This window comes from Bacteroides sedimenti, from assembly GCF_040365225.1.
GTDB lineage: Bacteria > Bacteroidota > Bacteroidia > Bacteroidales > Bacteroidaceae > Bacteroides > Bacteroides sedimenti.
On record NZ_AP028055.1, the window covers coordinates 3,374,131 to 3,395,006 of the forward strand.

Genomic DNA, 20,876 nt, shown 5'->3' on the forward strand with positions numbered 1-20,876 from the left:
TTTTCTCTGAAGGGATTTCAATCAAAAGGTTTTCTGTTTAAGAAACCGAGATTTAAAATCTCTTTATTTTTCGAGTTTATTTCAGATTAGCCAATGCATTTTTGATTCTCTTCATGGACTCAATCAGGTTTTCATCTGAAGTAGCGTATGACATACGGATACATTCAGGTGCTCCAAATGCCACACCACCTACACATGCCACATGTCCCTCTTCAAGCAGGTACATAGCTAGATCGGCAGAATCATTAATCTTACGGTCACCAAATGACTTACCGAAGTAAGAATCACATTTTGGGAATACGTAGAAAGCTCCGTCCGGAATATTGCATTCCAATCCTGGAATATCTTTGACCAGATCAAGAACAAGATTACGACGACGCTCGAATGCTTTGCGCATATCTTCTACTGGAGTCTGGTCGCCCGCAAAGGCAGCTTCAGCAGCTTTCTGTGCAATTGAAGAAGGACCGGAAGTATACTGTCCCTGAAGCTTGTTGCTTGCTTTAGCCAGCCAGATAGGAGCGGCAACAAAACCAAGTCTCCATCCTGTCATTGCATAAGCTTTAGAAACACCGTTGATTAGAGCTACCCGTTCTTTGATTTCTGGGAATTGAGCGATACTTTCGTGTTTACCTACATAGTTGATGTGCTCATAAATCTCGTCAGCAATTACGATGATATTTGGATATTTAACCAAAACTTCAACCAAGCCTTGCAGTTCTTCTTTGCTGTATACACTACCGGTAGGGTTAGATGGTGAGCAAAGAATCAATGCCTTTGTTTTTGGAGTGATGGCTGCTTCCAACTGAGCAGGAGTTATTTTAAAGTTCTGCTCAATTCCTGCAGGAACAACTACGCTCTTACCTTCGGCCAGTTTAACCATTTCAATGTAGCTTACCCAGTATGGAGCCGGTATAATTACTTCATCACCCGGGCCAACGATACACAACAAAGTGTTGCAAACTGATTGTTTTGCTCCGTTTGAACAAACTATTTGTTCAGGAGAGTAATCCAGACCGTTTTCATTTTTTAGTTTTTCTGCAATTGCTTTACGAAGTGGCAGGTAACCTGGTACTGGTGAATAAAAAGAAAAGTTGTCATCAATTGCTTGTTTGGCAGCTTCCTTAATATGGTCAGGAGTAAAGAAATCGGGTTCTCCGACACTAAGGTTAATCACATCAATGCCCTGAGCTTTTAACTCACTGCTCTTTTGCGACATTGCTAATGTCTCCGAAGGAGAGAGACTGTTCAAACGGTCTGAAAGTTGATTCATAATTTCACTTATTAGTTGGTTGTAATTTCAAGATGCAAAATAAGATAAAATATTTGAATTAAGAAAGTAAAATATGGTACTCTTTTGACTTTTTATTTAAATTCAAATTAAATTTATATCACTTTGTAAAGTGGAGAGTGTGCCCCATTCTATCTTTTTTTGTTTTCAGGTAACGCTCATTATATATATTGGGAGTGATTTCTATACCTACGTTTTCTACAATTTCCAATCCGTAAGCTTCAAGCCCGATTCGTTTAACCGGATTGTTGGTCAGTAGCCTCATCTTACGTACGCCTATTTCTCGAAGAATTTCGGCTCCAACACCATAATCCCGTTCATCAGCATTAAATCCGAGGTGTAAGTTGGCGTCAACTGTGTCGAACCCTTCTTCCTGTAGCTTGTAAGCCTTAATTTTATTCATAAGACCAATACCTCGTCCTTCCTGATTCATATACACAACAACTCCTTTGCCTGCTTTTTCTATTTCTGCCATAGCTTTATGTAGTTGTTCTCCGCATTCGCAACGACAAGAGGCAAAGATGTCTCCTGTCATGCAGGATGAGTGCATTCTTACAAGAATAGGTTCATCTTGATTCCATTCACCTTTAATCAATGCAATATGTTCTAATCCGTTTGATTTCTGGCGGAAAGGGATAAGTCGGAAGTGACCATACTGAGTTGGCATATCAACCTCTTCTCCTTTTTCAACCATTGATTCCATCTTGAGGCGATAAGCAATCAAATCCTTTATACAGATAATCTTGAGTTCGAATCTTTTGGCAACCTCCATCAGTTCCGGAAGGCGAGCCATGGTTCCATCTTCATTAATAATCTCAATTAGTGCTCCAGCCGGGTACAGGCCTGCAAGTCGTGCTAGGTCAATAGTCGCCTCAGTATGCCCTGAACGACGAAGTACTCCACGTGAACGTGCTCTTAGCGGGTTAATATGTCCAGGACGTCCAAAGTCGCTGGCTTTTGCATTAGGATCGGCCAGAGCCTTTATTGTTGCAGCTCTGTCGTGCATGGACACACCTGTTGTGCAGCCTTCCAGTAAATCGATTGTCACCGTAAAAGGAGTTTCGTATATAGATGTGTTAGAGGATACTTGCATATCCAGTTCCAGTTCTTCACATCGTTCTTCAGTAATTGGTGCACACAACACTCCTCGTCCATATTTCAACATGAAATTGACTTTTTCAGGCGTTATCTTTTCTGCCGCAATAATGAAGTCGCCTTCGTTTTCACGATCCTCATCATCAACCACAATTACAAATTTCCCTTCGCGGAAATCGATAATAGCTTCATCGATCGTATTTAATTTAATCTCTTCCATACCTTATTTATTAACTAATTGTTTTCTAATAATATTCTGTAAATCTCTACTTGTTTTATGGATTAATTTCAGATCCTTATATAGGCGTATCCTGAAAGCCCACATCCTGAAATAGAAGATTAACCCTATCGGCAATACTATTCCGATTGCAATGTTTATAGTCGGAATATTGAAAGGACATCTATGAGCATGAACAGAAATAATAGGGTAGTTGTTCACTAAGTTCAAGATATTCAGGTCTCTGGTGTTTGCCAGACTTTCAATAATTGATTCCAGTTGAGTGTTAATTGCAATGACCTCTTCGTCTTTTTCCACTTTATTCCAGATTCTAAAGTAATTTGGTGCACGTGTCAGTTTTCTCTTTGCCACATATGGTTCACACAAACTGCAAAGCACTTCCAGCTTCTCTATTTCTTCCATATAGTTGGGATCTTCAATGATGACTTCCTTCTTTGACATATGACGTGTGTCTCGAATTCCAATCACTTTCTTAAGCCAGTTGATATAGGTGTCTGAGTTTAGCACTACAGAGTCGTTATTGGATTTATAAGTAAAGAATACGCCAACCGGCGCAAGGATAATAGTACTAATCCACATACCTATCCACATAATCCACTTATCATCCCGAGCCATTTTTGCTCCTGTTGTATTTATAATATAGTAAATGATGAAAATCAGCACAGAAATAACTACAGGCATGCCCAAACCACCTTTCCGGATGATTCCTCCCAACGGTGCCCCGATAAATAAGAATATAAGGCAAGAGAACGAGAGGGCTATTTTATTGTGCCATTCCATTTCATGTCTTCTAATGCGGTAATCGGTCTCGGCTGTATTGAAACTCTTGAACCTCCAGTCATTCTCTATGTTTTGTGCACTGTTAAATGCGGTTTCAATAATCCGTTGTTTGTCTTGTATGGTCAGATTGCTGTAAAGACTATCGAGATTGACTTTTTTTGTCAGTGTCTTTTTTAAGGCAAGCGTATCTTCATTGGTAAATCTGTCTGCCAGACGATATGTTGTGACTTTTGCCTCTTCATAGAATGTCTTGCCAATGCTGTCAACCTGATGTCTCATTGAATCAATTGAGGTCTGAAGCTCTACCATGTTTTTGCTTTGATACTGCTTGTTCATAAAGCTTTCATCTACCATGTTGAAATTGGAGTTAAATTCAATAATGATATGCTTTTCGCTGAAGCTTTCCCGCCTGTAAGGTATGTTGTTGACTGAGCCAGTCTGTGGCTTAATGTTCTCAAACATTTCTCCAGAATAAAGATGCAGGTAAAGATGCTGCTTGTCCGATGTCATCTCCAGCTTACCAGAATCAGCCACAAGAATCTGAGCGTTGTCATATCCTTTGGAGAAGTTGTAAATCATAACATTATAAAGAACACCTGTTTCCTTGTTTTTATGTTTTACATAGAGATTGTATCCTTCTATTTCGTCATAAAAAACTCCTTCCGGGATTTCCAGTTCAGGCGACTTTTGTTTCATAGAAATCAGTAACGTCCACAGTTTTACCTGCGCTTTTGGTGCAATAACATTCTGAAAATAGAAAGATGTGCAGCAAAGAATGAGGGTGATTACTACAAGCGGACGCATTACTCTCAAAAGAGAAATCCCTGCAGCTTTTACAGCAAGTAATTCATACCGTTCGCCAAGGTTTCCAAAAGTCATTAATGAAGCAAGTAGTACGGCAAGTGGTAATGCAGTTGGAACCAGTGTTAATGTTGCATAAAAGAAAAATTCGCCTAAAACATTAATCTCAAGTCCTTTACCGACAAGGTCATCCACATATTTCCATAAGAATTGCATTATGAAAATAAACAGACAGATGAAGAACGTTCCCAGAAAAAGAAGAGAAAAACTCTTGACGATAAATATATCTAATTTCTTTATGCGTAGCATCTTTTTTATACTTGTACAATTACCCGACAAAAGTAGTATAAAAAAAGATGTTCCCGCATACTTTTATCCATTTTTATAAAGCAGTCATTACATGCCACAAGTTCTTCTGAGGGTTTCAACCTGAGAATTCCACAGTTCGTAAAGATCGTCTTTCTCTTCAGGATCAACGGAATCGGTTATTTCGAGCACATAATCGCTGGTAAGCTCATTGAAATTCATTTTTAATTCGAAGTAGCTCTTCTCGTCTTCGTCGTCCAGCCAGTGGAAACGTACGAAGGAGTGCATTCTTGATGCGATTAGTTCTGCTTCTCTGATCTCAGATTTGCCCCAGGTAAATACAAACGTTTTGTCTTTCATGTTTACCCTGTCGGCAAACCAGCTTTCTAAACCAATAGGAGTGCTTATTGCATTCCATATGATAGTTCGAGAGGATGCATTTAGAAGATATTCTATATGAATCTTTTCTTTTTTCATAGTGCTTGTGTTTTTATTTCGTCGGCAAGATAATACTTTTTTTATAATTAGAAATATAAATGACTCTATATTATGGATTTCTTGGTCCTTTTTGAGTTAAAACAGCTCTTTCAGGCAAGAAAAAAATAAAAAAAAGCGGCCAAAGTTTTGCAGGTTTCAAAGATTTATCTACCTTTGCAACCGCAAATGAGAATTATGGCGGGATAGCTCAGCTGGTTAGAGCGCATGATTCATAATCATGAGGTCCCCAGTTCAATCCTGGGTCCCGCTACATTTAAGAATAAGGCATTTAGGAGGCTTCCACTCTTGGGTGCCTTTTCTTATTTCCTAAACTTGCCTGAATCTTGCCCGAAAAAGACTCCATAACAGAATTCTTGCTGTAAACTAACACCTGAAAACGAAGATTACTTCATTTAGGAATGGTGGCATCTGACACCGTTCTACTCATTATTGATTCATTTATTTTTAAATGAAATTATACTTTTGTCTAATTCAAAACAGTGCAATTTTTGGAGGGAGGTCACCTTTATATCGTACAGTCTAAAAGCAAATAAAATCAGTTAATCGAGGCATTCAATATATCAGTGAGAATACTGTCAATGTTTTGAATATTTCGACATCAAGTAGAATGTGAGTTGTAAAGGTAGCTGCAGGGATTACGAATGGTTGAAAGTTTCTTCAAGTTTCCAAAATGAATTTCTTACTATAAACCAACAACCTGAAAACGAAGATTGTTTCATTTAAGGATGGTAGTATTTGATACCTTTCTACAGTATATATAATTTGTTTCCTTCAAATTAAAACATACTTTAGAGAATCTTGCAATAAAAAAATCAAGCTGTACCAATATTATGTTCAAAAGAGATTGGATTTTTCTTTTAATTTGCTTTTTTTATTGCATTATTTTTTATTAATTTGTTATTCAACAATTAAATTATCAACAAATTAACAACAGGCACTCAATGAAATCTAAAACTTCATTCTTGCTGTTTTTATTCAAATAATCAATTCTTTTTCACCTCTTAATGTTTAAAAGTTATGTTTGATACAAGTCATTTTCATCCTATGCTGGTTCATTTTCCAATAGCATTGGTTATGTTTGGATTCATTATTGAATTAGCTTCTTTGTTTATTAAAAAAGAATTGTGTTTACCAAAGCTCAGCCTGTATTTGCTCATAGCTGGTACGTTAGCTACTGTAGTCACATGGCTATCGGGAGAATTATTTACGTCTGAAATGTCAGGTACTGCAGGCTTAATTAAAGAGTCCCATGAGTTATTTGCCTTTATTACAATGTGTTTGCTAATTATAACTTCAGTAATACGATTAATGCTTGCTTTAGGTAAAAAAGAAAATGGCACACTTAAATGGATTTCTTTTGTGTTGTATGGCATTGCTGCCATTGCTGTTAGTATTACTGGTTTTTTTGGTGGTACATTAGTCTATAATTATATGATGCCTCTTTAATATTAATTCTTAAAACAAAAAAAATGAAGAAAATTTTATTTTTTCTAGCATTGAGTATTATTGCCCTTGCAAGTTGTACCGGACCAAAGCCGGTTAAAACAATTGAGAACCTTAAAGCAGGAATTAAAGGTGAAACTACCGCTAGTGCTAAATACGCAGCTTTTGCACAAAAAGCAAAAGAAGAAGGGAACGATACGACTGCCAAACTATTCGAGGCAGCATCAAAGGCTGAAGCTATTCATGTTGCAAATCACACAAAAGTATTAGAAGAACTGGGAGAGAAAATGGAAGCATTTAAACCCGAGTTTGAAGTAAAAACTACAGCTGAAAATCTTCAGGAAGCAATCAAAGGAGAAACTTATGAAACAACAACTATGTATCCAAAGTTTCTTGAAGAAGCAAAAGCAGAAAAATCAGAAAAAGCTGTAAAATCGTTTTCCTGGGCATTCGATACAGAAAAAAAACATCAGGAATTTTATGCTGCTGCATTAGAAGCTTTAAAAGTTCATACTCAAAGTAAATTGCCTTTCGTATATGCAGTATGCCCTGTATGCGGCAACACCTATGATAATGCAAAGGTTGATCTAAAATGTGCATTCTGTCAGACAAGTAAAGACAAATTTATAATTATCTAGATAATAAGAGGACTGTTTCGCTTTGAAACAGCCCTCTTATATATTCTTTAAGGTGTTTTTGTTATTGAATAGAATAACCTCTACAACACCCGAATGTCTTCATCGGCAAAATCGCTTCACTTATTGCAAAGAGAGCCAAATCGGAAAGTTTGACCCTCTCCTACAATTCTTGACTTTTTAGAATCGATTATTTATTAAAAGAAATTCTAGATATTTCCTCTCCACTTGGCAATGAAATATTCCCTTTATCTTCCGCTGTTATAAATATCTCAACTATTTTAAAAGGTGTTGTTGTTTTTAATACGGTTTTTTTTGCATTTTTATTGATCAATTGTCCTATGTTCTTTATTCCATTTTTTTCTGTCACAATCCAAATGCTGTAATTGTTTTTAGGAGGATTTAGTCTATCAGGACTCGCCAAATTTTTAGCTGTAATTTTAATAGCATAATTGTTGTTCTTATCTTGTTTTATTTTTGCAAAAATTTCTGCTGCTGGTGCCTTATTAGATATTGGAAATCTCACAGATGATGCACAAGACGTTAAGATAAAAACTAGTATTAAAAATAAAACACCTTTACTTGTTTTCATAATAAGTTTATTATAAAATTTAATCCCTACTCATATGGCATTTCGGGAATTGCCCCTTTAGATGTTTGGTCATTTTAATTCTAAATTAGCATGCTTTACAATTTGTATATAAAACAAAATATAAGTGTTATTGTTCTTCTTCCATAACTAAATATACAGAAAAAGCTACGTTCTAAAGAACGTTATAACCCAATTAATCGTCGCTTAAAATAGGTAAACAAACAGTATTCAATATGCCTGTTTAAAATGTAGTCAATGATTTGTTTATTTAGGAGATAAAGTTTTATATGGTTGTTTATGGGAAACACACAATGTTCATCAAAAATAAGAAAAGTATTGATCTATAGCTTAAAAAGGTTGCCAAACTGTTATATATATAATAACATATCTTATATCTCCTTTCACAACTATTCCTGTTTTCAGCTGTTTTTTAATAGTGACTTAATTTTAATCTAAACTGTGCAATCATGAAAAAACTTTTTTTTGTCTGGGCCTTGCTCATGGCAAGCCTATTCTGCTATGCAACTACCAATGGTTCTGTTTCCGATAAAGAAAAAGAGAGAATCAAAGCTGAAGTGAAAGATGTGATCAACACACTGATCACAGGATGCGAACAAGCCAACTTTGAAATGATTTGTGGAACCTTTTATAATTCACCCGATTTCAAGTATATCTATAATGGAAATATATTTGGCTATAAAGATATGGTGAATGTAATGCAACCACTCTTTAGCACCATGACCGGTCAGAAATTTACTTTCTTCGATGGGTATTACAACATACTCGACCGTTCTACCGTGCTATACACATCCAAGTGTAAAACCGTTGCCTATTTTAAAGATGGACACACAACCGTATCCGACCCCGGAGCAGCTCAGTTCATTCTCCAAAAGATTGGTAAAGAATGGAAAATAATCTATGCAGTAGAATCTACCGTTGAAAAAAACATTGAAAGGCAACAGACCGAAAAACTGAATCAGGTTGAGCTGTTTAAAGAGTATGTTACCGGCATCTGGAAGTGCGGAACCGGTAAAGATACCCTTTTCACCTTTGATTGTAAAGCCAATGGAAATTATCTTGAGGCCAAGGCATGGTCGACGGACGCCAATGGAAAGAAGTTCTGGGAAAATAAAAACGTTATAGCTTACGATAGGAACAGCGATAAATTCATCTGGACCAGAACCTTTAAACGAGGAGCTGCTAGAGTTTTTGCATGTTGGTTCTCCTCTCCCAATGTAATGGAAATAATTCCAATAAACGATTTAGCCAAACCCGCTGGTGCAGCTTTAAGATTCAAAAACGAATATTTTCCACCTGATTTCATTAAACAAACTGCTATTCTAAATGACAAAGTGACTGACGTATTCAACTATTCAAGGGTAAAGGATGCAAAAGCTGAAGGACAACCAGAAGGAAAGTTGAGCCAGCTTGAACTTGTGAGTCAGTTCAAAGGCTACTGGACTGGAGAAATAGGAAAAGACACCTTTGAATTGTGGGAAGGTAAATCCATAGAGAATGGCATCGATGTCAATACCCGAACTACATACAAAAATAAAATATTGACTCAAGGGCGCACACTTCTTGTTTATGACCGTAGCATAGATAAATTCATTGGAACTCATACGTCAAAAGGGCTCCCTACAATAGTTTTTACTATGTATTTTAATACGAAGCACTCAGGCGAAATGGTAATGATCAACATCTCCAATCCAGAAGAAGAACAGTCAAAGATACTGTTCGATTTTAAAACATCCGTTGAATATACAGAAACCATTCCGCAGCAAAACAAACCTGCACTTGTAAATACCTACCATCTGATGAAGAAAAAATAAACTCTAATTTAATCCATACAATAATGAAAAAAATAATTGTTATTTCAGCAATAACTCTGTTTCTCATGTTATGTTCAAATGTGATGCAGGCGCAAAACAGTCACAAAAACCTCAATCAAGCAGAGCTGCTCAGGAAATACATTGGTGTCTGGAAGGCTGAAGTCGGTAAGGATACAACAAATTGGTTTGAGTTTGCAGCTTATGGAGAGAACGCTCTTACCGGCAACTTTAAAATGAAAGTGAAGGATAAGATAATTTTTCAAAATAAGCAATTATGGGGATATGACAGCAAAGCTAATAAAATAATTGGAGTAGAACTTGAAAGAGATTCAGGAATGATGATTCTTTACATATGCGGATTTGTCTCGGAAAATGTCTTGGAAGGAGTAGCAATCAGGAACATAACGCACCCTGAAATTGTAAGTGAGAAATTTTATGAAGAGTTTAAATCTCCCGATATGTATATTCAGAATTTTACGGAAAACAACCAAAAGATTTCAATAACGTTTAAGCGCATAAAATAGTGTGGAGCGCTTTTTATAATTTCTATCGGAACCATACTAATGAAACAGGCTGTTGATCCATTAAGATCAATAGCCTGTTTTCTACTCGTTAGGCTCAATTTAGTCGTATACACTGACTGCATACGACTAAATTGTTTGACTATCAAATAATAACGTGAAATATAAACCAGGAATGTTGACCTTTCTGTCTATTATTGATAATAAAACAGGCTGTCTTTAAGTCATTAGACGTGCAAATCTCACAACCCTGAAATTAAAAATTTACCATCCCCTTAGATTATTATGGTTTTTACACCACAGTTTTTGAGGTATTTCTCTATCAATGTAATTATTTCAGCTTTTATTTGTACCTCCATATTCTATTTCTCAATTCTGGCTGTATATACTTTGGATATAGATTTATAAGACCACCTTGAATGTGCGACTGCCAATTTTTACAAGGTATAGCTGTTTTGTTGCCATTTTTATAATTATGCTCTTGCTGTTGGCTGTGATCTTGCTCATCAACATTCCCGAAGGCGAGTAAATAGCTACCGTACTTCCTGGTACTGCATCATTAACTACAATAGCTCCGGCATGAACAAATACAGTTACACCGTCAACATTTTGTGGCATTACAGACGTATTCAAACCAGTAAATCCTTCAACCCTGGAAGCAATCTCTGCATCGGTGCGTTTCACGTTCGAAATGTGCAGATCGTCCATATATCCGAAACTGTTTCCCCAATAAGGAACATAAGCATAACCACCGTCAACTGCTGGTCGGAATGGGAGTGGAGAGACCACATCCGGTATACCGTTAATGTATATTTTGGTAGAATCGCCCCAGCTTACAGCAATGTGCGTCCACGTGTTCAGCTTCAGGGTTTTGTTACTCTGAAAAGCGTTGTTTACGATTGTACTCCAACCACTAAGATTTACTTTTCCGGCGGCATCTATCCCAAGGTGGAATACATATCCTCCCGAAGGAGCTGTGTATCTTTTACTTAAGTTGATAGTCAGTAAACCTTTGTTAAGCTCTTTCAGGTTTACCCACATTTCAACTGTTCCAGCGTTGACCATGTATTTGTTTACAGGGTAGATAATGTAACTGCTGCCTGCTGAGAAATCGACGGCTTTACCCAGCCCCTCCAATCCGTCAGTGTAGTTGATGGTACCCACGGCCTCACCTGTTGTTGCTTGATCAAAGTGGTCAAGCACAAGAGTGTTAGCATCTGCAATATCTTTTTCGAGTATGTTTGTGAAATCTTTCCAGATTGTGGCAGCCTGATAAGCTGCGAGTGACCCTCTGGGTACATACAGTTTACACACCTGTTTATCTACCAGTGGGAATGAGTATTCGTAAACGGCTGGCGGAATAGCAGATTTTAGTTGAATATCCAGCAGAGCGCCACAGCCGTCAAACAGCCAATTGTCTACTGACGAAAGTGATTTTCCAATTATTACTTTGTTAAGTGCCGCGCAACCCTTAAAAGCCTGTTCGCCCATTGACACCACTTTATCGGGAATTGTCACTTCTTTTAGTGCAATGCACCCTGAAAAGGCAAAGCTGCCAATACTGGTTACGCCAGTTCCTATTGTAAGAGATGTAAGTTTTGTGCAGTTGTTAAATGCACTGCGCCCCACAGAGGTGAGAGAACTTGAAGAAGCGTTGAGAGAAACAATTCCTGTGCACCCGTCAAAAGCATATTCGTTAATGGTGGTAACACCGTTGGGGATTTGGTAGGTTGCCCCCTTGGCATTAGGGTATGCAATCAGTGTGTTTTGTTCTTTGTTGTAAAGCACTCCGTTCAAGGAATTGTATGCAGTGTTTTCTTCTGATACACTAAAACCCGTTAGTGCTGTGCATCCTAAAAAGGTTGATAGTCCGAAGTCGTTGAGCCCTGACCCGATTGAGACAGTTGTTAACCCTGTACAGCCGTTAAAAGCCCCGGGATGAAACGCAAGTACATTATCCGGGATTGTGATCGAAGATAAATTTACACATCCTTCAAAGGCTCTGATTCCTATAAATTTTACCCCGCTTCCAATTGATACAGTATCAAGTTTTATGCAACCTTTAAATGCATATACCTCTATCGATGGTACATTGTTACCAATCGTCACGCTGGTCAGCTCAGGACAATCCATAAAAACCTGTGTTCCGATAGATGTTGCTCCGTTACCTATTACAACCGACTTCAGTCTTGCACATTCTCCGAAAGCTCTTCCACCTATTTCGGTTGGGGCATTATCTGGAATTACCAGTGAATTGAGTGAATTGCATAATCTGAATGCATCTGGGCCTATCCATTTAATACTTTCAGGAATGGTTACAGCTGGTAGTGAGTAGCAGAAAGCGAAAGCATTTTCACGAATTGAGTCCACCCCGTTAGGAATTATTACACTGGTTAGTCCGGTACAGAAATAGAAGGCCTGCTGACCGATAGAAGTCACGCTTTTGGGAATGACTACCGATTTTATGTTTGCCATGTTATAAAAAAAGTTGTCGGGCAACGCATTGTTTTTTGAAAAACAATTGCCGATTCCACTGGCACTGATAAAAAAGCTTCCGCCCTCTACGATGTTAACCTCTGCAAGATTTGCAGAGGTTAGCTTTGCCATGCTGCGTAATGTGCCTACATCAGTTGCGTTCATACTTCCTGTAAGTGTCAAATCCGTAATCAGATCCTTTTGTATGTCGAGGATTGTAGCCAGGCTTCCCGGGGTAACATTGACTGTATCCTCAACTATCTGCGCATTCATCCCCCAACTTGATAAGATGCATATTGCAGCTAATATCCTCTTTAAAGAAGTAAATTTTCCCATTCTTTTCATTGTTGTGCTTCCCTGTTCCCTGAGGTAGGCATTGTTAGATATTAAAACGTAGGAACTTTCAGCATTTTGATGCACGTTTTACTTGGTTTATTATACGATACTAAATGTATAACAACATTATTTAACTATTGGTTTCGATTCGACTTTATTTTTTTTGCAGATAATGCAACTGTTTGTTTTAATACTTCTTTTATCTGTGCATAACTTTGTGGGTATATACAAGTCTTTGTGTCGAGGAGGGCGGATAAAAATGAAATATAAAAATAGGAAATAACTGAAGGCAAATTTCTATTTTGCCAGACTGCAAGAATGAAAGCAAACATTGTTGCCAATTCAGAATTGCTCTATTTGTGAGGAAGCATACGAGGCAACTTCCCAATATAAGCACTTAGTAGACGAAGATTAATAGCAATGTGAAATAGAGTATTTATTATTTCATCTTCAACTTTTTCAGGGCATCGACCCCATTTTGATTGTTCGGATTTAGCTGAATAGATTTTTCATAATTCCTGATTGCCAGTTCCTTTTCTCCTGCCGTAGCGTATGCTTCACCCAAGCTGTCGTAGGCATTGAATGACATGGGGAATGCCTCTACATTCATTTTGAAAATTGCGATAGCTTCTTCGTTTTTTTTCGAAGAGAGGTATTCATATCCTAAAGCATTCATTTCTGCCTCCGACAAGTAATATTCAGTCCTTTTAACACGTAATTGTTTGAATTTTGCATTGGCCGCTTCAATTCCCGAGTTGTGAATCTCTTCCCGAATTGCTTCTGCAACAGATGCTTTCAGATAATGCTCAAGGTGTGCGTACAAAAGGTTGTTGCAACCTTCTATAGACACAGGTTTTACATTCTGGAATTCAGCTTGGCCGGAGTTTTGCAGGTCGGCAATTACCCATTCTCCATTACGGTCACAAACCACAAAATGAACATACCCCTGTTTCCAGACTTGTGGATTAAATACGTAATCTGCAAAAAGCAAGTAATCTGCATTCTGGGGATTCGCTTTAATATGATCTCTGAATTCGACTGCCATGTTCCACAATATCTTCATTTCATTCTGCTCTCGTGTCCTTAATTTCAGCGATAGGGTATCTTTGGAGGGTATAGCCTTGCAAAGCTCTGCACCGTTGATCATTTTAATAAGTTGTGCTGCACCCTGTCTGTTCAATTCGCCGTTGATACGAAGTGGATAAACCATCAGTTTCGACTTTTTGAAATTCGCTTTCATTATTTTCTCCAGTTTCGGCATCTCAGCAGTTTCCTTTTCAGTAGGCATCCCAAACCTGTCTCTAAATATTGCAGACAATTTACCCGGTTTGGCATTTGTGGTAGTTTCGGCTGTGAGGCCCAATCTCATACCAAGTCGCTCCGACAGCAGTATGGAATATCCCATCGGATCTGGATCAGCGACATGCCTAAAGGCGACATCAGTTGAATCCAGCTTCTCTGTCCACACTATTGCGCCGGTCTTATCTACTACAATTTCACGAAGTTCAGTAAAAGCACGTTTTTGCATATCCAAAATCATTTCAGAATACAATGCATATTCTGTCGGGATAGGATGTGCTTTTACGAATTTTCCTAGCGAGTCGGCCAAAGTTTGAAGGTTGCTTTGGGATGATGGCGAGAATTTTGCTTTGCTCAATTCAATACACTTCAGTCCCTTTTCTTCTAGCAGAACTCCAATAATAATAGCGATATCATCTCCCGGGAAGCCATTTATTCCAACCGGGAAAATAGTCAATGAGGCATCAATACCTTTTGCTTTCATCAGGTCAAGTCTTTGCTGCTGTTCATTCGATATGAGTTGCCTCGTTTGGTCCTCTTGCGCAAACAACTTACAAGTACCAAGCAAAACAATGAGAAATACAGCCGAAAATATCATCATAGAAAAAGGTTCATGACGAAGATTCAGTGTAATTTGATGTGGAGTTTTCATGTTCTTCGTTTTTATAAATCCATAATAGATAGACTGATTGCTTATCCATATAAAACAAACTACATATGAAACAGTTGCCGGTAATTATTTCTTTTATGTTTGCTCCCAAAAATAAACCGCGGGAAACTATGCCCTATTTTTGTATATATAGGGGGTGGGTTTAAATCCCCCGTGGCACATTATCAGGTATCTAACTCCAAAAGTAAGATAGTAGGACAGAAAACAAGGCGGAGCTTTTCTTGCTTAACCCAAAAATGAGAGTTAAAAAGTGTTATATGGTTGAACGTAGGCAAGATATAGAGTACGGATTTTTTGATGTTTTTTATGCAAAATAAGCAAGGTTTACATAATGTGGGAAGAATCCAGTGGAATTATCATGAATATAAATTAAATATGTACTAATCGATTATGCAATCTGTTTATAGTAAGCTGTTTAATGGTTGTGTTGGCTAGCTGTAAAATATAATGTATTCGAAAGAAGATATATGACATGAGATTAATGGTAAATTCAATGATATATTGATCCATTACTCCTTTACCCCTTGCACGGATGGAAAGAAAAACGATGGTTTGATTTTCTCCGATTGAATACCACGAATCAGTTTCGGCAATAACTTAAAAGCGAATTGCCTCTTGAGCGGGAGTTGCCGGAATGGTGCCCATCTGTTTCGGCAATTACCCTGGAGGTTGCGAACTCAATCTCGGCAAAGGTTGAAATTCAGGGCATCACGAAGATAAAACGTAAGGTGTAATTGAGTAAATCATGGCGAAGGGATGGACAAAACATGTCGAGAGGTTTAGCAAAACCAGACGAAGGGTCCAATAAAACCTGGCCAAAGATTAAGCAAAACACGGCAAGGTACTTAGAAATACATAACTAAGAATCGGGCAAAACATAAGGTCAGGTTTAGCAAAACATAACGAAGAGTTGAACAAAACATAACGAGGGATTTTAAATTCAAGGCGTAAGATTTTGGAGTGTGCGTTTGGTTCCGCCCGCAGGCAATTATTATTTGTCCGCAAAGTGATAGCAGAGCTGGAAATATGCCCATGTAGTTCTCTATCGACCTCTATTTGTCCGGTATGTGGCGCCAGATCGCCTTTTTTATCACACTAACCCTCCTGATAGTACCCGTCGCTAAAAAGCCTTACGTATTTAATTCTTTCGAATAATCGCCAATAAATCTCTTCACTATAAAATTATGCTAAATAATAACAACTATCTGCTGTGTGCATAATCTAATTCAATACTCGATTGTTATTTATTTTAGGCATGGTGTGTTCCTTTCATTAAAAAAGTTGCCTGATGGGTATTTCCAAAAACCGAAAGGATAGCCAAAGTCACTGCCACAATTGGTTGGCCGAATCGTAAGTGTTGACCTACGTTCCGACAAAGTAACATTAAACATTCTACACTTCGTCGATGTAAATCCTCACTTAAATGGAGTATGCATTGACTTGATTTCAAAGATTAATCTCCTCTTAATTTAGTGTAAACATGAAAAAGTCCAATCTTGTTAAGGTTTTATTGGGTTTAACCCTCAGTTTAATTTTTTTATGTGGTTGTAATCAGAAGAAAGATGTGGTTGATTTTAAACAGTTAGGCGATAAGATGCTGAAGGCGTTTAATGCTCATGACGCTTCTGCCTTAACTGAATTTTATGCCGATGATGCCGTTTTATTCGATGTGAAAGGAGAAGAGCTGGCTCGTGGAAAGGCGGCGATAGAAAAATATTATACCGCATATTTTCGTGCATTCCCCGATCTGAAAATGGAATTTGTGCAAATTATCGCTGCTGGCGATCAGGTTTGTTATGAGTTTATTAACCGGGGAACTTTTACCGGACCTTTTGCCGGACCACAGGGTGATATTCAGCCAACTGGTCTCAAGAGCGTAATCAAAGGGGCATTCCTGGCTAAATTAACTCCGGCAGGATTAATAAAAGAAGACCGGAGTTATTACGATGAACTCAGCTGGATGAAGCAGCTCGGTTTAATTAAACAAAATGAAGAAAAATGAAAAAGATTCTCATTCCCTTTCTTCTGATAGCCTTTTTATTTTGTGGTTGTCAGAAGAAAACCACTCCGACCGAAATGGCTGGAGCGAAAAAATCAATCTCAGAAATGCTTGATAGATCTTTTCAGGCCTTTATGGATAAAAAGTTGGATAGTATATCGGTCCTTTTGGCCGATAGTGGACTTTTCTGTGGAACAGATCCCGGCGAATTGTGGAACAAGAAGGCTATATGTGACGAGTATGCTAAGGTATTTGCCGATACATCGATTAAGTCTCAAATGCCAAAGCCTGATAAACGAGAGATTCTGGTTCAGAAAGATGGAAAATCTGCAATTGTTATTGAACAGTTGAAAGGATTATCGTTTTGTCCTAATGTTCCGCTTCGATGGGTTTATTATGTTGTAAAGGAGAAGGAGGGTTGGAAAATAAACTTTTCCAGTATCGCTTTGATTCCTTATAACAAGGACCTTCCCATGATTAATAAGGCTGTTGAACAGCAGAAATAATCCCTGAAGTATTTCGGAAATAATAGACTTCCCAATGAGGAGAAGCTTTATAATTTAACTGGCTCCGGCTCTAACTTCCAAAAAGATAAAAACTTAAAATGGAAGTATAAAGCCGAGGCCTTTTTATCCGATTCCCTGATTCTTGCTTTCTTTCCGTTTCTCTATCTCGCTGATTAGTTCCTTCATACGGTTTAAATGAGATCCTTCCCAGAAAATGCTTTGGCAACCGGTACATCTGAAAAACCGGTTGAAATACTTTTTGGTGAGTGGCTCCAGCTGATCCACAATCTCCTCCTTTTCTACCTCCGTCAGTTTCCCGTTGCACTTGATGCAGCGGCTGAAAGGTTTAATCAGTCGGTACAAATCAAAATGTTTCAGCAATTCCAATATCTGTTCCCTGGGTATTTGGCTTCTGACGAAATAGCCATAGATTACCGATTTCACTTTCAGCATACCAATATCGCGAGTCAAAATAACGCGGTGTTCTGCCAGGGATATCCGGATTATCTCCTTGTCTTCATAATCGTTCCGGTAAATGGTGTCGAATCCTGTCAGTCGGAGATACTTGGCCAGCTTACCCAAGTGGGTGTCTAGGATAAACTTCATCTCCCGGAGCGGACTTTCTCTGAGAAGACAGACGGAGGTGATATCCAGAAATTCAAAAATAGGATATACAGAAACACAGTCTCCCCCTTTTAGGGTATAGTCGAATCCAACCGACCGACCGTTAACCAGAATCAGGTCGACTTCCACGTGCGGTATTCCATTTGCTTCAATGGCATCTTTTATGGATGGACCACCGTTGAACAGGTATTCAAAAGTAATCTTCCTTTTCTCCCGAGGAAGAAAATCATTGAGCTCTTCATAGAAACGAAATGTGGCACTATTCTCCATAATTTTCCTTCTGATATACATTATCCAACATCTTGCTTTACCCCCGGTAATTGTTTTTTGCTGCCAGATCATATTCTTAGCAACTTTTTATCAATAGAAAAGATCCTGATATCCTCTCCCCGAAAAAACAAACTCTGCTTTCGCATTGTTTTTTTGATAAGAGGTTTTTATCTTTACTAAATTTAATATATCATGAACAGACTCCTTTTTATTATATATTCGCTTTTAATCGCTGCAGTGGTTGCTGGTTGCACCCGAACTTCAAACGCAGAAGAAGCAGATCGTGATTGCTCTGGAAAACAAATCACGAAGGCAGTTGAAAAGAGTGTAATAAACAACCCAAGAAACACCAATGCCCGGATATTTGCTCTCCCGCAGATACCGGTATTATGCTATCACCGCATTACATATAGTATGAAGAGTGAGTATGCGGTTACCCCTGCTACGTTCGAGGCGCAGATCAAGATGCTTGCAGATAGCGGATATCACTCAATACTGCCTGAGCAATTGTACAATTATCTGGTTTATAATAAAACCTTGCCAGAGAAACCTGTTCTGATTACTTTTGATGATTCGCGGGCCGAGCATTTCAATATTGCTGCTCCTGTTTTGCAAAAGTATGGATTCAGAGGAATATTCTTTATTATGACCATTACCTACAACAAGAAGAATTACATGACGAAGGGGCAGATTGCAGAACTGACAAAGATGGGTCATGTAATTGGGTTGCATAGCTGGGACCATGTAATGGTTACAAAATACAATGAGGACGACTGGGTGAAAGAACTTGTTAATCCCAAAAAGGAGCTGGAAAGGATTATCGGAATGCCTGTTGAATACTGGGCTTACCCGAACGGAGTTTATAATCGGAAGGCGGCTGAGAGGTTGAGTCACGATTTTAAATTGTCGTTTATACTGACCACGCCGCGCGATTCGCTCTATCCGCTTCAGACAGTGAGGCGTATGATTGTTCCGAAAATCTCGGCGAAAACTCTTTTGATCTCTATGCACAAGGTTTTCAGAAGAGAAAAATGACCAACCGTTGCAGAAGCAAACAGCTTATGGCTGCAGATAGTCCTTTTTCAACAGGATAAGATTCGACTGTTGAAAACTTGATTTTCCTGTTATCCGACTATTGGTCGGAGGATTCTATTTATTTATCTTCTACTAATATTCTGTAGAATGAAAAAGATAAGAAATTGCATTGGAAATGAAACGTTTATATTTGCTGAAACGATTGAACCCGAAGCGTTTGAGCAGATAAAGAAACTGTGCGATTATGAGCCTTATCAGAAAGCTCGAATTCGTGTTATGCCCGATGTGCATGTGGGCAAAGGCTGTACTATTGGAATGACCATGGTGGTCACCGATAAAATTACCCCGAACCTGGTGGGGGTTGATATTGGCTGCGGGGTGCTTACTGTTAAGTTGGCGAATAGGGAGATAGACTTTGAGAAACTCGACAGGGTGATTCGATCAAAGATTCCCAATGGGTCGGATGTGCACGAAAAGCCAAGAAAAGAGTTCGACTTTACCCGGCTCAGATGCAGGAATTCTGTCGACCTGGCTAAAGCGCAGCTGTCAATAGGTACGTTGGGCGGAGGAAATCATTTTATAGAGGTAGGCCAGTCGCAACAATCGGGTGATAATTACCTGATTATCCATTCGGGAAGTCGGAAGCTGGGAGGGGAGGTTTGTCGTTATTATCAGGAGAAGGCGTATCGTAATCTATTCGAAGATACAGGCGTGAAGGAGGCTATCATAGAGCACTTGAAATCAAAAGGAAGAAAACGGGAAATCGAGGCTGAACTGAAAAGACACAAGATGCCGCTTGTTGATAAGGAACTGGCCTTCCTTACCGGCAGCGACTTTAATGATTATATGAACGATATGGCTATTGTACAGCGATTTGCCTCATTAAACCGCAAAACGATGGCCGAAATAATTCTGGAAGAAATGGGGCTCACTGAATCGCGACATTTTGAAACGGTGCACAATTACATCGACTTCAAACGAATGATTCTGAGAAAAGGGGCTGTCAGTGCCGAAAAGGGTGAACTGCTGCTGATTCCCATCAATATGTGCGATGGCTCATTGCTTTGCCGGGGCAAAGGGAATGAGGAGTGGAACTACTCGGCGCCTCACGGAGCAGGACGGCTGATGAGCCGCAGTAAAGCGAAGGAAACCATTAGTATGGACGAATATATCTCCCTGATGAAGGATGTGTACTCCACCTGCGTGGTTCGAAGAACCCTTGATGAGGCTCCCCAAGCTTACAAATCAATCGACGAAATTAGATCGGTTATTGTTGATACAGTCGAGATTCTCACGGTAATAAAACCCCTCTATAACTTTAAAGCGCACTGAAAAGCTGCTTTGGTTGTACTTCCCGACTGCTTCCCGTTTTGTAACCCAAAAGAGGTTTACCGATATTCTGTTTGTTATATTTTCTCAGACATTAAGGTCCATGTTGCCAGTGTAGAAAATATAGAATGTTGCACCTGTAGTTTCGCTGTCATTATTTTGCCGGTTTTTCGACTTTTGATTTCATTTTTACCCTTTTCCTTCTTCACTTGTTTCAGCAGAATCCATAACATTTAAATACTTGTTTAAAAAACTGTGAAAATATTCATAAATCCGCTCTTATTTATGTACGGTATAAAACAAT

Annotated in this window: 16 protein-coding genes and 1 tRNA gene; 9 read left to right on the forward strand and 8 right to left on the reverse strand. The window is 38.6% G+C overall.

The window, feature by feature from the left end; genetic code table 11:
• Window positions 1-76: 76 nt before the first annotated feature.
• The 4 genes from ABWU87_RS13470 to ABWU87_RS13485 all read right to left on the reverse strand — a co-directional run bounded on the left by ABWU87_RS13470 (window position 77) and on the right by ABWU87_RS13485 (window position 4,985).
• The gene (locus tag ABWU87_RS13470) at window positions 77-1,270 is read right to left on the reverse strand and encodes a pyridoxal phosphate-dependent aminotransferase (RefSeq protein ID WP_353331552.1); all 1,194 of its coding nucleotides are present in this window, start codon (window positions 1,268-1,270) and stop codon (window positions 77-79) included.
• A gap of 118 nt (window positions 1,271-1,388) precedes the next feature.
• Window positions 1,389-2,603 (reverse strand): bifunctional 3,4-dihydroxy-2-butanone-4-phosphate synthase/GTP cyclohydrolase II, encoded by a 1,215-nt coding sequence (locus ABWU87_RS13475; RefSeq protein ID WP_353331554.1) that lies wholly within the window; start codon window positions 2,601-2,603, stop codon window positions 1,389-1,391.
• A gap of 3 nt (window positions 2,604-2,606) precedes the next feature.
• Entirely contained in the window at window positions 2,607-4,511 is a 1,905-nt protein-coding gene (locus ABWU87_RS13480; RefSeq protein ID WP_353331556.1) for an LptF/LptG family permease, read from the reverse strand.
• A gap of 87 nt (window positions 4,512-4,598) precedes the next feature.
• Window positions 4,599-4,985, reverse strand: a complete 387-nt coding sequence (locus ABWU87_RS13485) for an START-like domain-containing protein (RefSeq protein WP_353331558.1) — start codon at window positions 4,983-4,985, stop codon at window positions 4,599-4,601.
• Between the two features lie 197 nt (window positions 4,986-5,182).
• On the opposite strand from ABWU87_RS13485, the gene ABWU87_RS13490 reads away from it, so the two are divergent.
• The 3 genes from ABWU87_RS13490 to ABWU87_RS13500 all read left to right on the forward strand — a co-directional run bounded on the left by ABWU87_RS13490 (window position 5,183) and on the right by ABWU87_RS13500 (window position 7,087).
• Window positions 5,183-5,256 (forward strand) — tRNA-Met (locus ABWU87_RS13490).
• A 767-nt stretch (window positions 5,257-6,023) separates the two neighbouring features.
• Entirely contained in the window at window positions 6,024-6,452 is a 429-nt protein-coding gene (locus ABWU87_RS13495) for a DUF2231 domain-containing protein (protein WP_353331560.1), read from the forward strand.
• A 23-nt stretch (window positions 6,453-6,475) separates the two neighbouring features.
• The gene (locus ABWU87_RS13500) at window positions 6,476-7,087 is read left to right on the forward strand and encodes a rubrerythrin family protein (protein ID WP_353331562.1); all 612 of its coding nucleotides are present in this window, start codon (window positions 6,476-6,478) and stop codon (window positions 7,085-7,087) included.
• Between the two features lie 187 nt (window positions 7,088-7,274).
• Here ABWU87_RS13500 and ABWU87_RS13505 read toward each other — a convergent pair whose 3' ends face one another.
• A complete protein-coding gene (locus ABWU87_RS13505; protein WP_353331564.1) occupies window positions 7,275-7,676 on the reverse strand; it encodes a hypothetical protein in 402 nt (133 codons plus the stop codon).
• Window positions 7,677-8,143: 467 nt separating this feature from the next.
• Between ABWU87_RS13505 and ABWU87_RS13510 the strand changes: the two genes are divergently transcribed.
• Together ABWU87_RS13510 and ABWU87_RS13515 are read left to right on the forward strand one after the other, a co-directional pair.
• On the forward strand, window positions 8,144-9,508 hold the full coding sequence (locus ABWU87_RS13510; RefSeq protein WP_353331566.1) for a hypothetical protein: 1,365 nt from the start codon (window positions 8,144-8,146) through the stop codon (window positions 9,506-9,508).
• 23 nt (window positions 9,509-9,531) lie between these two features.
• Window positions 9,532-10,032 (forward strand): hypothetical protein, encoded by a 501-nt coding sequence (locus tag ABWU87_RS13515; protein ID WP_353331568.1) that lies wholly within the window; start codon window positions 9,532-9,534, stop codon window positions 10,030-10,032.
• Window positions 10,033-10,431: 399 nt separating this feature from the next.
• Here ABWU87_RS13515 and ABWU87_RS13520 read toward each other — a convergent pair whose 3' ends face one another.
• Together ABWU87_RS13520 and ABWU87_RS13525 are read right to left on the reverse strand one after the other, a co-directional pair.
• Window positions 10,432-12,840: a leucine-rich repeat protein gene (locus ABWU87_RS13520; protein WP_353331570.1), complete on the reverse strand. Its 2,409-nt coding sequence runs from the start codon at window positions 12,838-12,840 to the stop codon at window positions 10,432-10,434.
• A 439-nt stretch (window positions 12,841-13,279) separates the two neighbouring features.
• Window positions 13,280-14,791 (reverse strand): tetratricopeptide repeat protein, encoded by a 1,512-nt coding sequence (locus tag ABWU87_RS13525; protein ID WP_353331572.1) that lies wholly within the window; start codon window positions 14,789-14,791, stop codon window positions 13,280-13,282.
• A 1,498-nt stretch (window positions 14,792-16,289) separates the two neighbouring features.
• Between ABWU87_RS13525 and ABWU87_RS13530 the strand changes: the two genes are divergently transcribed.
• Both ABWU87_RS13530 and ABWU87_RS13535 read left to right on the forward strand, forming a co-directional pair.
• On the forward strand, window positions 16,290-16,811 hold the full coding sequence (locus ABWU87_RS13530; protein ID WP_353331574.1) for an ester cyclase: 522 nt from the start codon (window positions 16,290-16,292) through the stop codon (window positions 16,809-16,811).
• Window positions 16,808-17,314 (forward strand): nuclear transport factor 2 family protein, encoded by a 507-nt coding sequence (locus ABWU87_RS13535; protein WP_353331576.1) that lies wholly within the window; start codon window positions 16,808-16,810, stop codon window positions 17,312-17,314. Before ABWU87_RS13530 ends, ABWU87_RS13535 begins: the two co-directional genes overlap by 4 nt.
• 123 nt (window positions 17,315-17,437) lie before the next feature.
• Here ABWU87_RS13535 and ABWU87_RS13540 read toward each other — a convergent pair whose 3' ends face one another.
• Window positions 17,438-18,208 carry a Mut7-C RNAse domain-containing protein gene (locus ABWU87_RS13540; RefSeq protein ID WP_353331578.1) on the reverse strand — a complete coding sequence of 257 codons (771 nt, stop codon included), beginning with the start codon at window positions 18,206-18,208 and terminating at the stop codon, window positions 17,438-17,440.
• Window positions 18,209-18,400: 192 nt separating this feature from the next.
• On the opposite strand from ABWU87_RS13540, the gene ABWU87_RS13545 reads away from it, so the two are divergent.
• Both ABWU87_RS13545 and ABWU87_RS13550 read left to right on the forward strand, forming a co-directional pair.
• Window positions 18,401-19,243 (forward strand): polysaccharide deacetylase family protein, encoded by an 843-nt coding sequence (locus tag ABWU87_RS13545; RefSeq protein ID WP_353331580.1) that lies wholly within the window; start codon window positions 18,401-18,403, stop codon window positions 19,241-19,243.
• A gap of 147 nt (window positions 19,244-19,390) precedes the next feature.
• Complete coding sequence (locus ABWU87_RS13550; RefSeq protein ID WP_353331582.1) at window positions 19,391-20,575, forward strand: RtcB family protein; 1,185 nt, start codon at window positions 19,391-19,393, stop codon at window positions 20,573-20,575.
• Window positions 20,576-20,876 lie beyond the last annotated feature (301 nt).

Excerpts from the sequence above, each read along its gene's own strand:
- ABWU87_RS13470 (WP_353331552.1), bottom strand. The coding sequence starts at position 1,270 with ATGAATCAACTTTCAGACCGTTTGAACAGTCTCTCTCCTTCGGAGACA.
- ABWU87_RS13475 (WP_353331554.1), bottom strand. The coding sequence starts at position 2,603 with ATGGAAGAGATTAAATTAAATACGATCGATGAAGCTATTATCGATTTC.
- ABWU87_RS13480 (WP_353331556.1), bottom strand. The coding sequence starts at position 4,511 with ATGCTACGCATAAAGAAATTAGATATATTTATCGTCAAGAGTTTTTCT.
- ABWU87_RS13485 (WP_353331558.1), bottom strand. The coding sequence starts at position 4,985 with ATGAAAAAAGAAAAGATTCATATAGAATATCTTCTAAATGCATCCTCT.
- ABWU87_RS13495 (WP_353331560.1), top strand. The coding sequence starts at position 6,024 with ATGTTTGATACAAGTCATTTTCATCCTATGCTGGTTCATTTTCCAATA.
- ABWU87_RS13500 (WP_353331562.1), top strand. The coding sequence starts at position 6,476 with ATGAAGAAAATTTTATTTTTTCTAGCATTGAGTATTATTGCCCTTGCA.
- ABWU87_RS13505 (WP_353331564.1), bottom strand. The coding sequence starts at position 7,676 with ATGAAAACAAGTAAAGGTGTTTTATTTTTAATACTAGTTTTTATCTTA.
- ABWU87_RS13510 (WP_353331566.1), top strand. The coding sequence starts at position 8,144 with ATGAAAAAACTTTTTTTTGTCTGGGCCTTGCTCATGGCAAGCCTATTC.
- ABWU87_RS13515 (WP_353331568.1), top strand. The coding sequence starts at position 9,532 with ATGAAAAAAATAATTGTTATTTCAGCAATAACTCTGTTTCTCATGTTA.
- ABWU87_RS13520 (WP_353331570.1), bottom strand. The coding sequence starts at position 12,840 with ATGGGAAAATTTACTTCTTTAAAGAGGATATTAGCTGCAATATGCATC.
- ABWU87_RS13525 (WP_353331572.1), bottom strand. The coding sequence starts at position 14,791 with ATGAAAACTCCACATCAAATTACACTGAATCTTCGTCATGAACCTTTT.
- ABWU87_RS13530 (WP_353331574.1), top strand. The coding sequence starts at position 16,290 with ATGAAAAAGTCCAATCTTGTTAAGGTTTTATTGGGTTTAACCCTCAGT.
- ABWU87_RS13535 (WP_353331576.1), top strand. The coding sequence starts at position 16,808 with ATGAAAAAGATTCTCATTCCCTTTCTTCTGATAGCCTTTTTATTTTGT.
- ABWU87_RS13540 (WP_353331578.1), bottom strand. The coding sequence starts at position 18,208 with ATGGAGAATAGTGCCACATTTCGTTTCTATGAAGAGCTCAATGATTTT.
- ABWU87_RS13545 (WP_353331580.1), top strand. The coding sequence starts at position 18,401 with ATGAACAGACTCCTTTTTATTATATATTCGCTTTTAATCGCTGCAGTG.
- ABWU87_RS13550 (WP_353331582.1), top strand. The coding sequence starts at position 19,391 with ATGAAAAAGATAAGAAATTGCATTGGAAATGAAACGTTTATATTTGCT.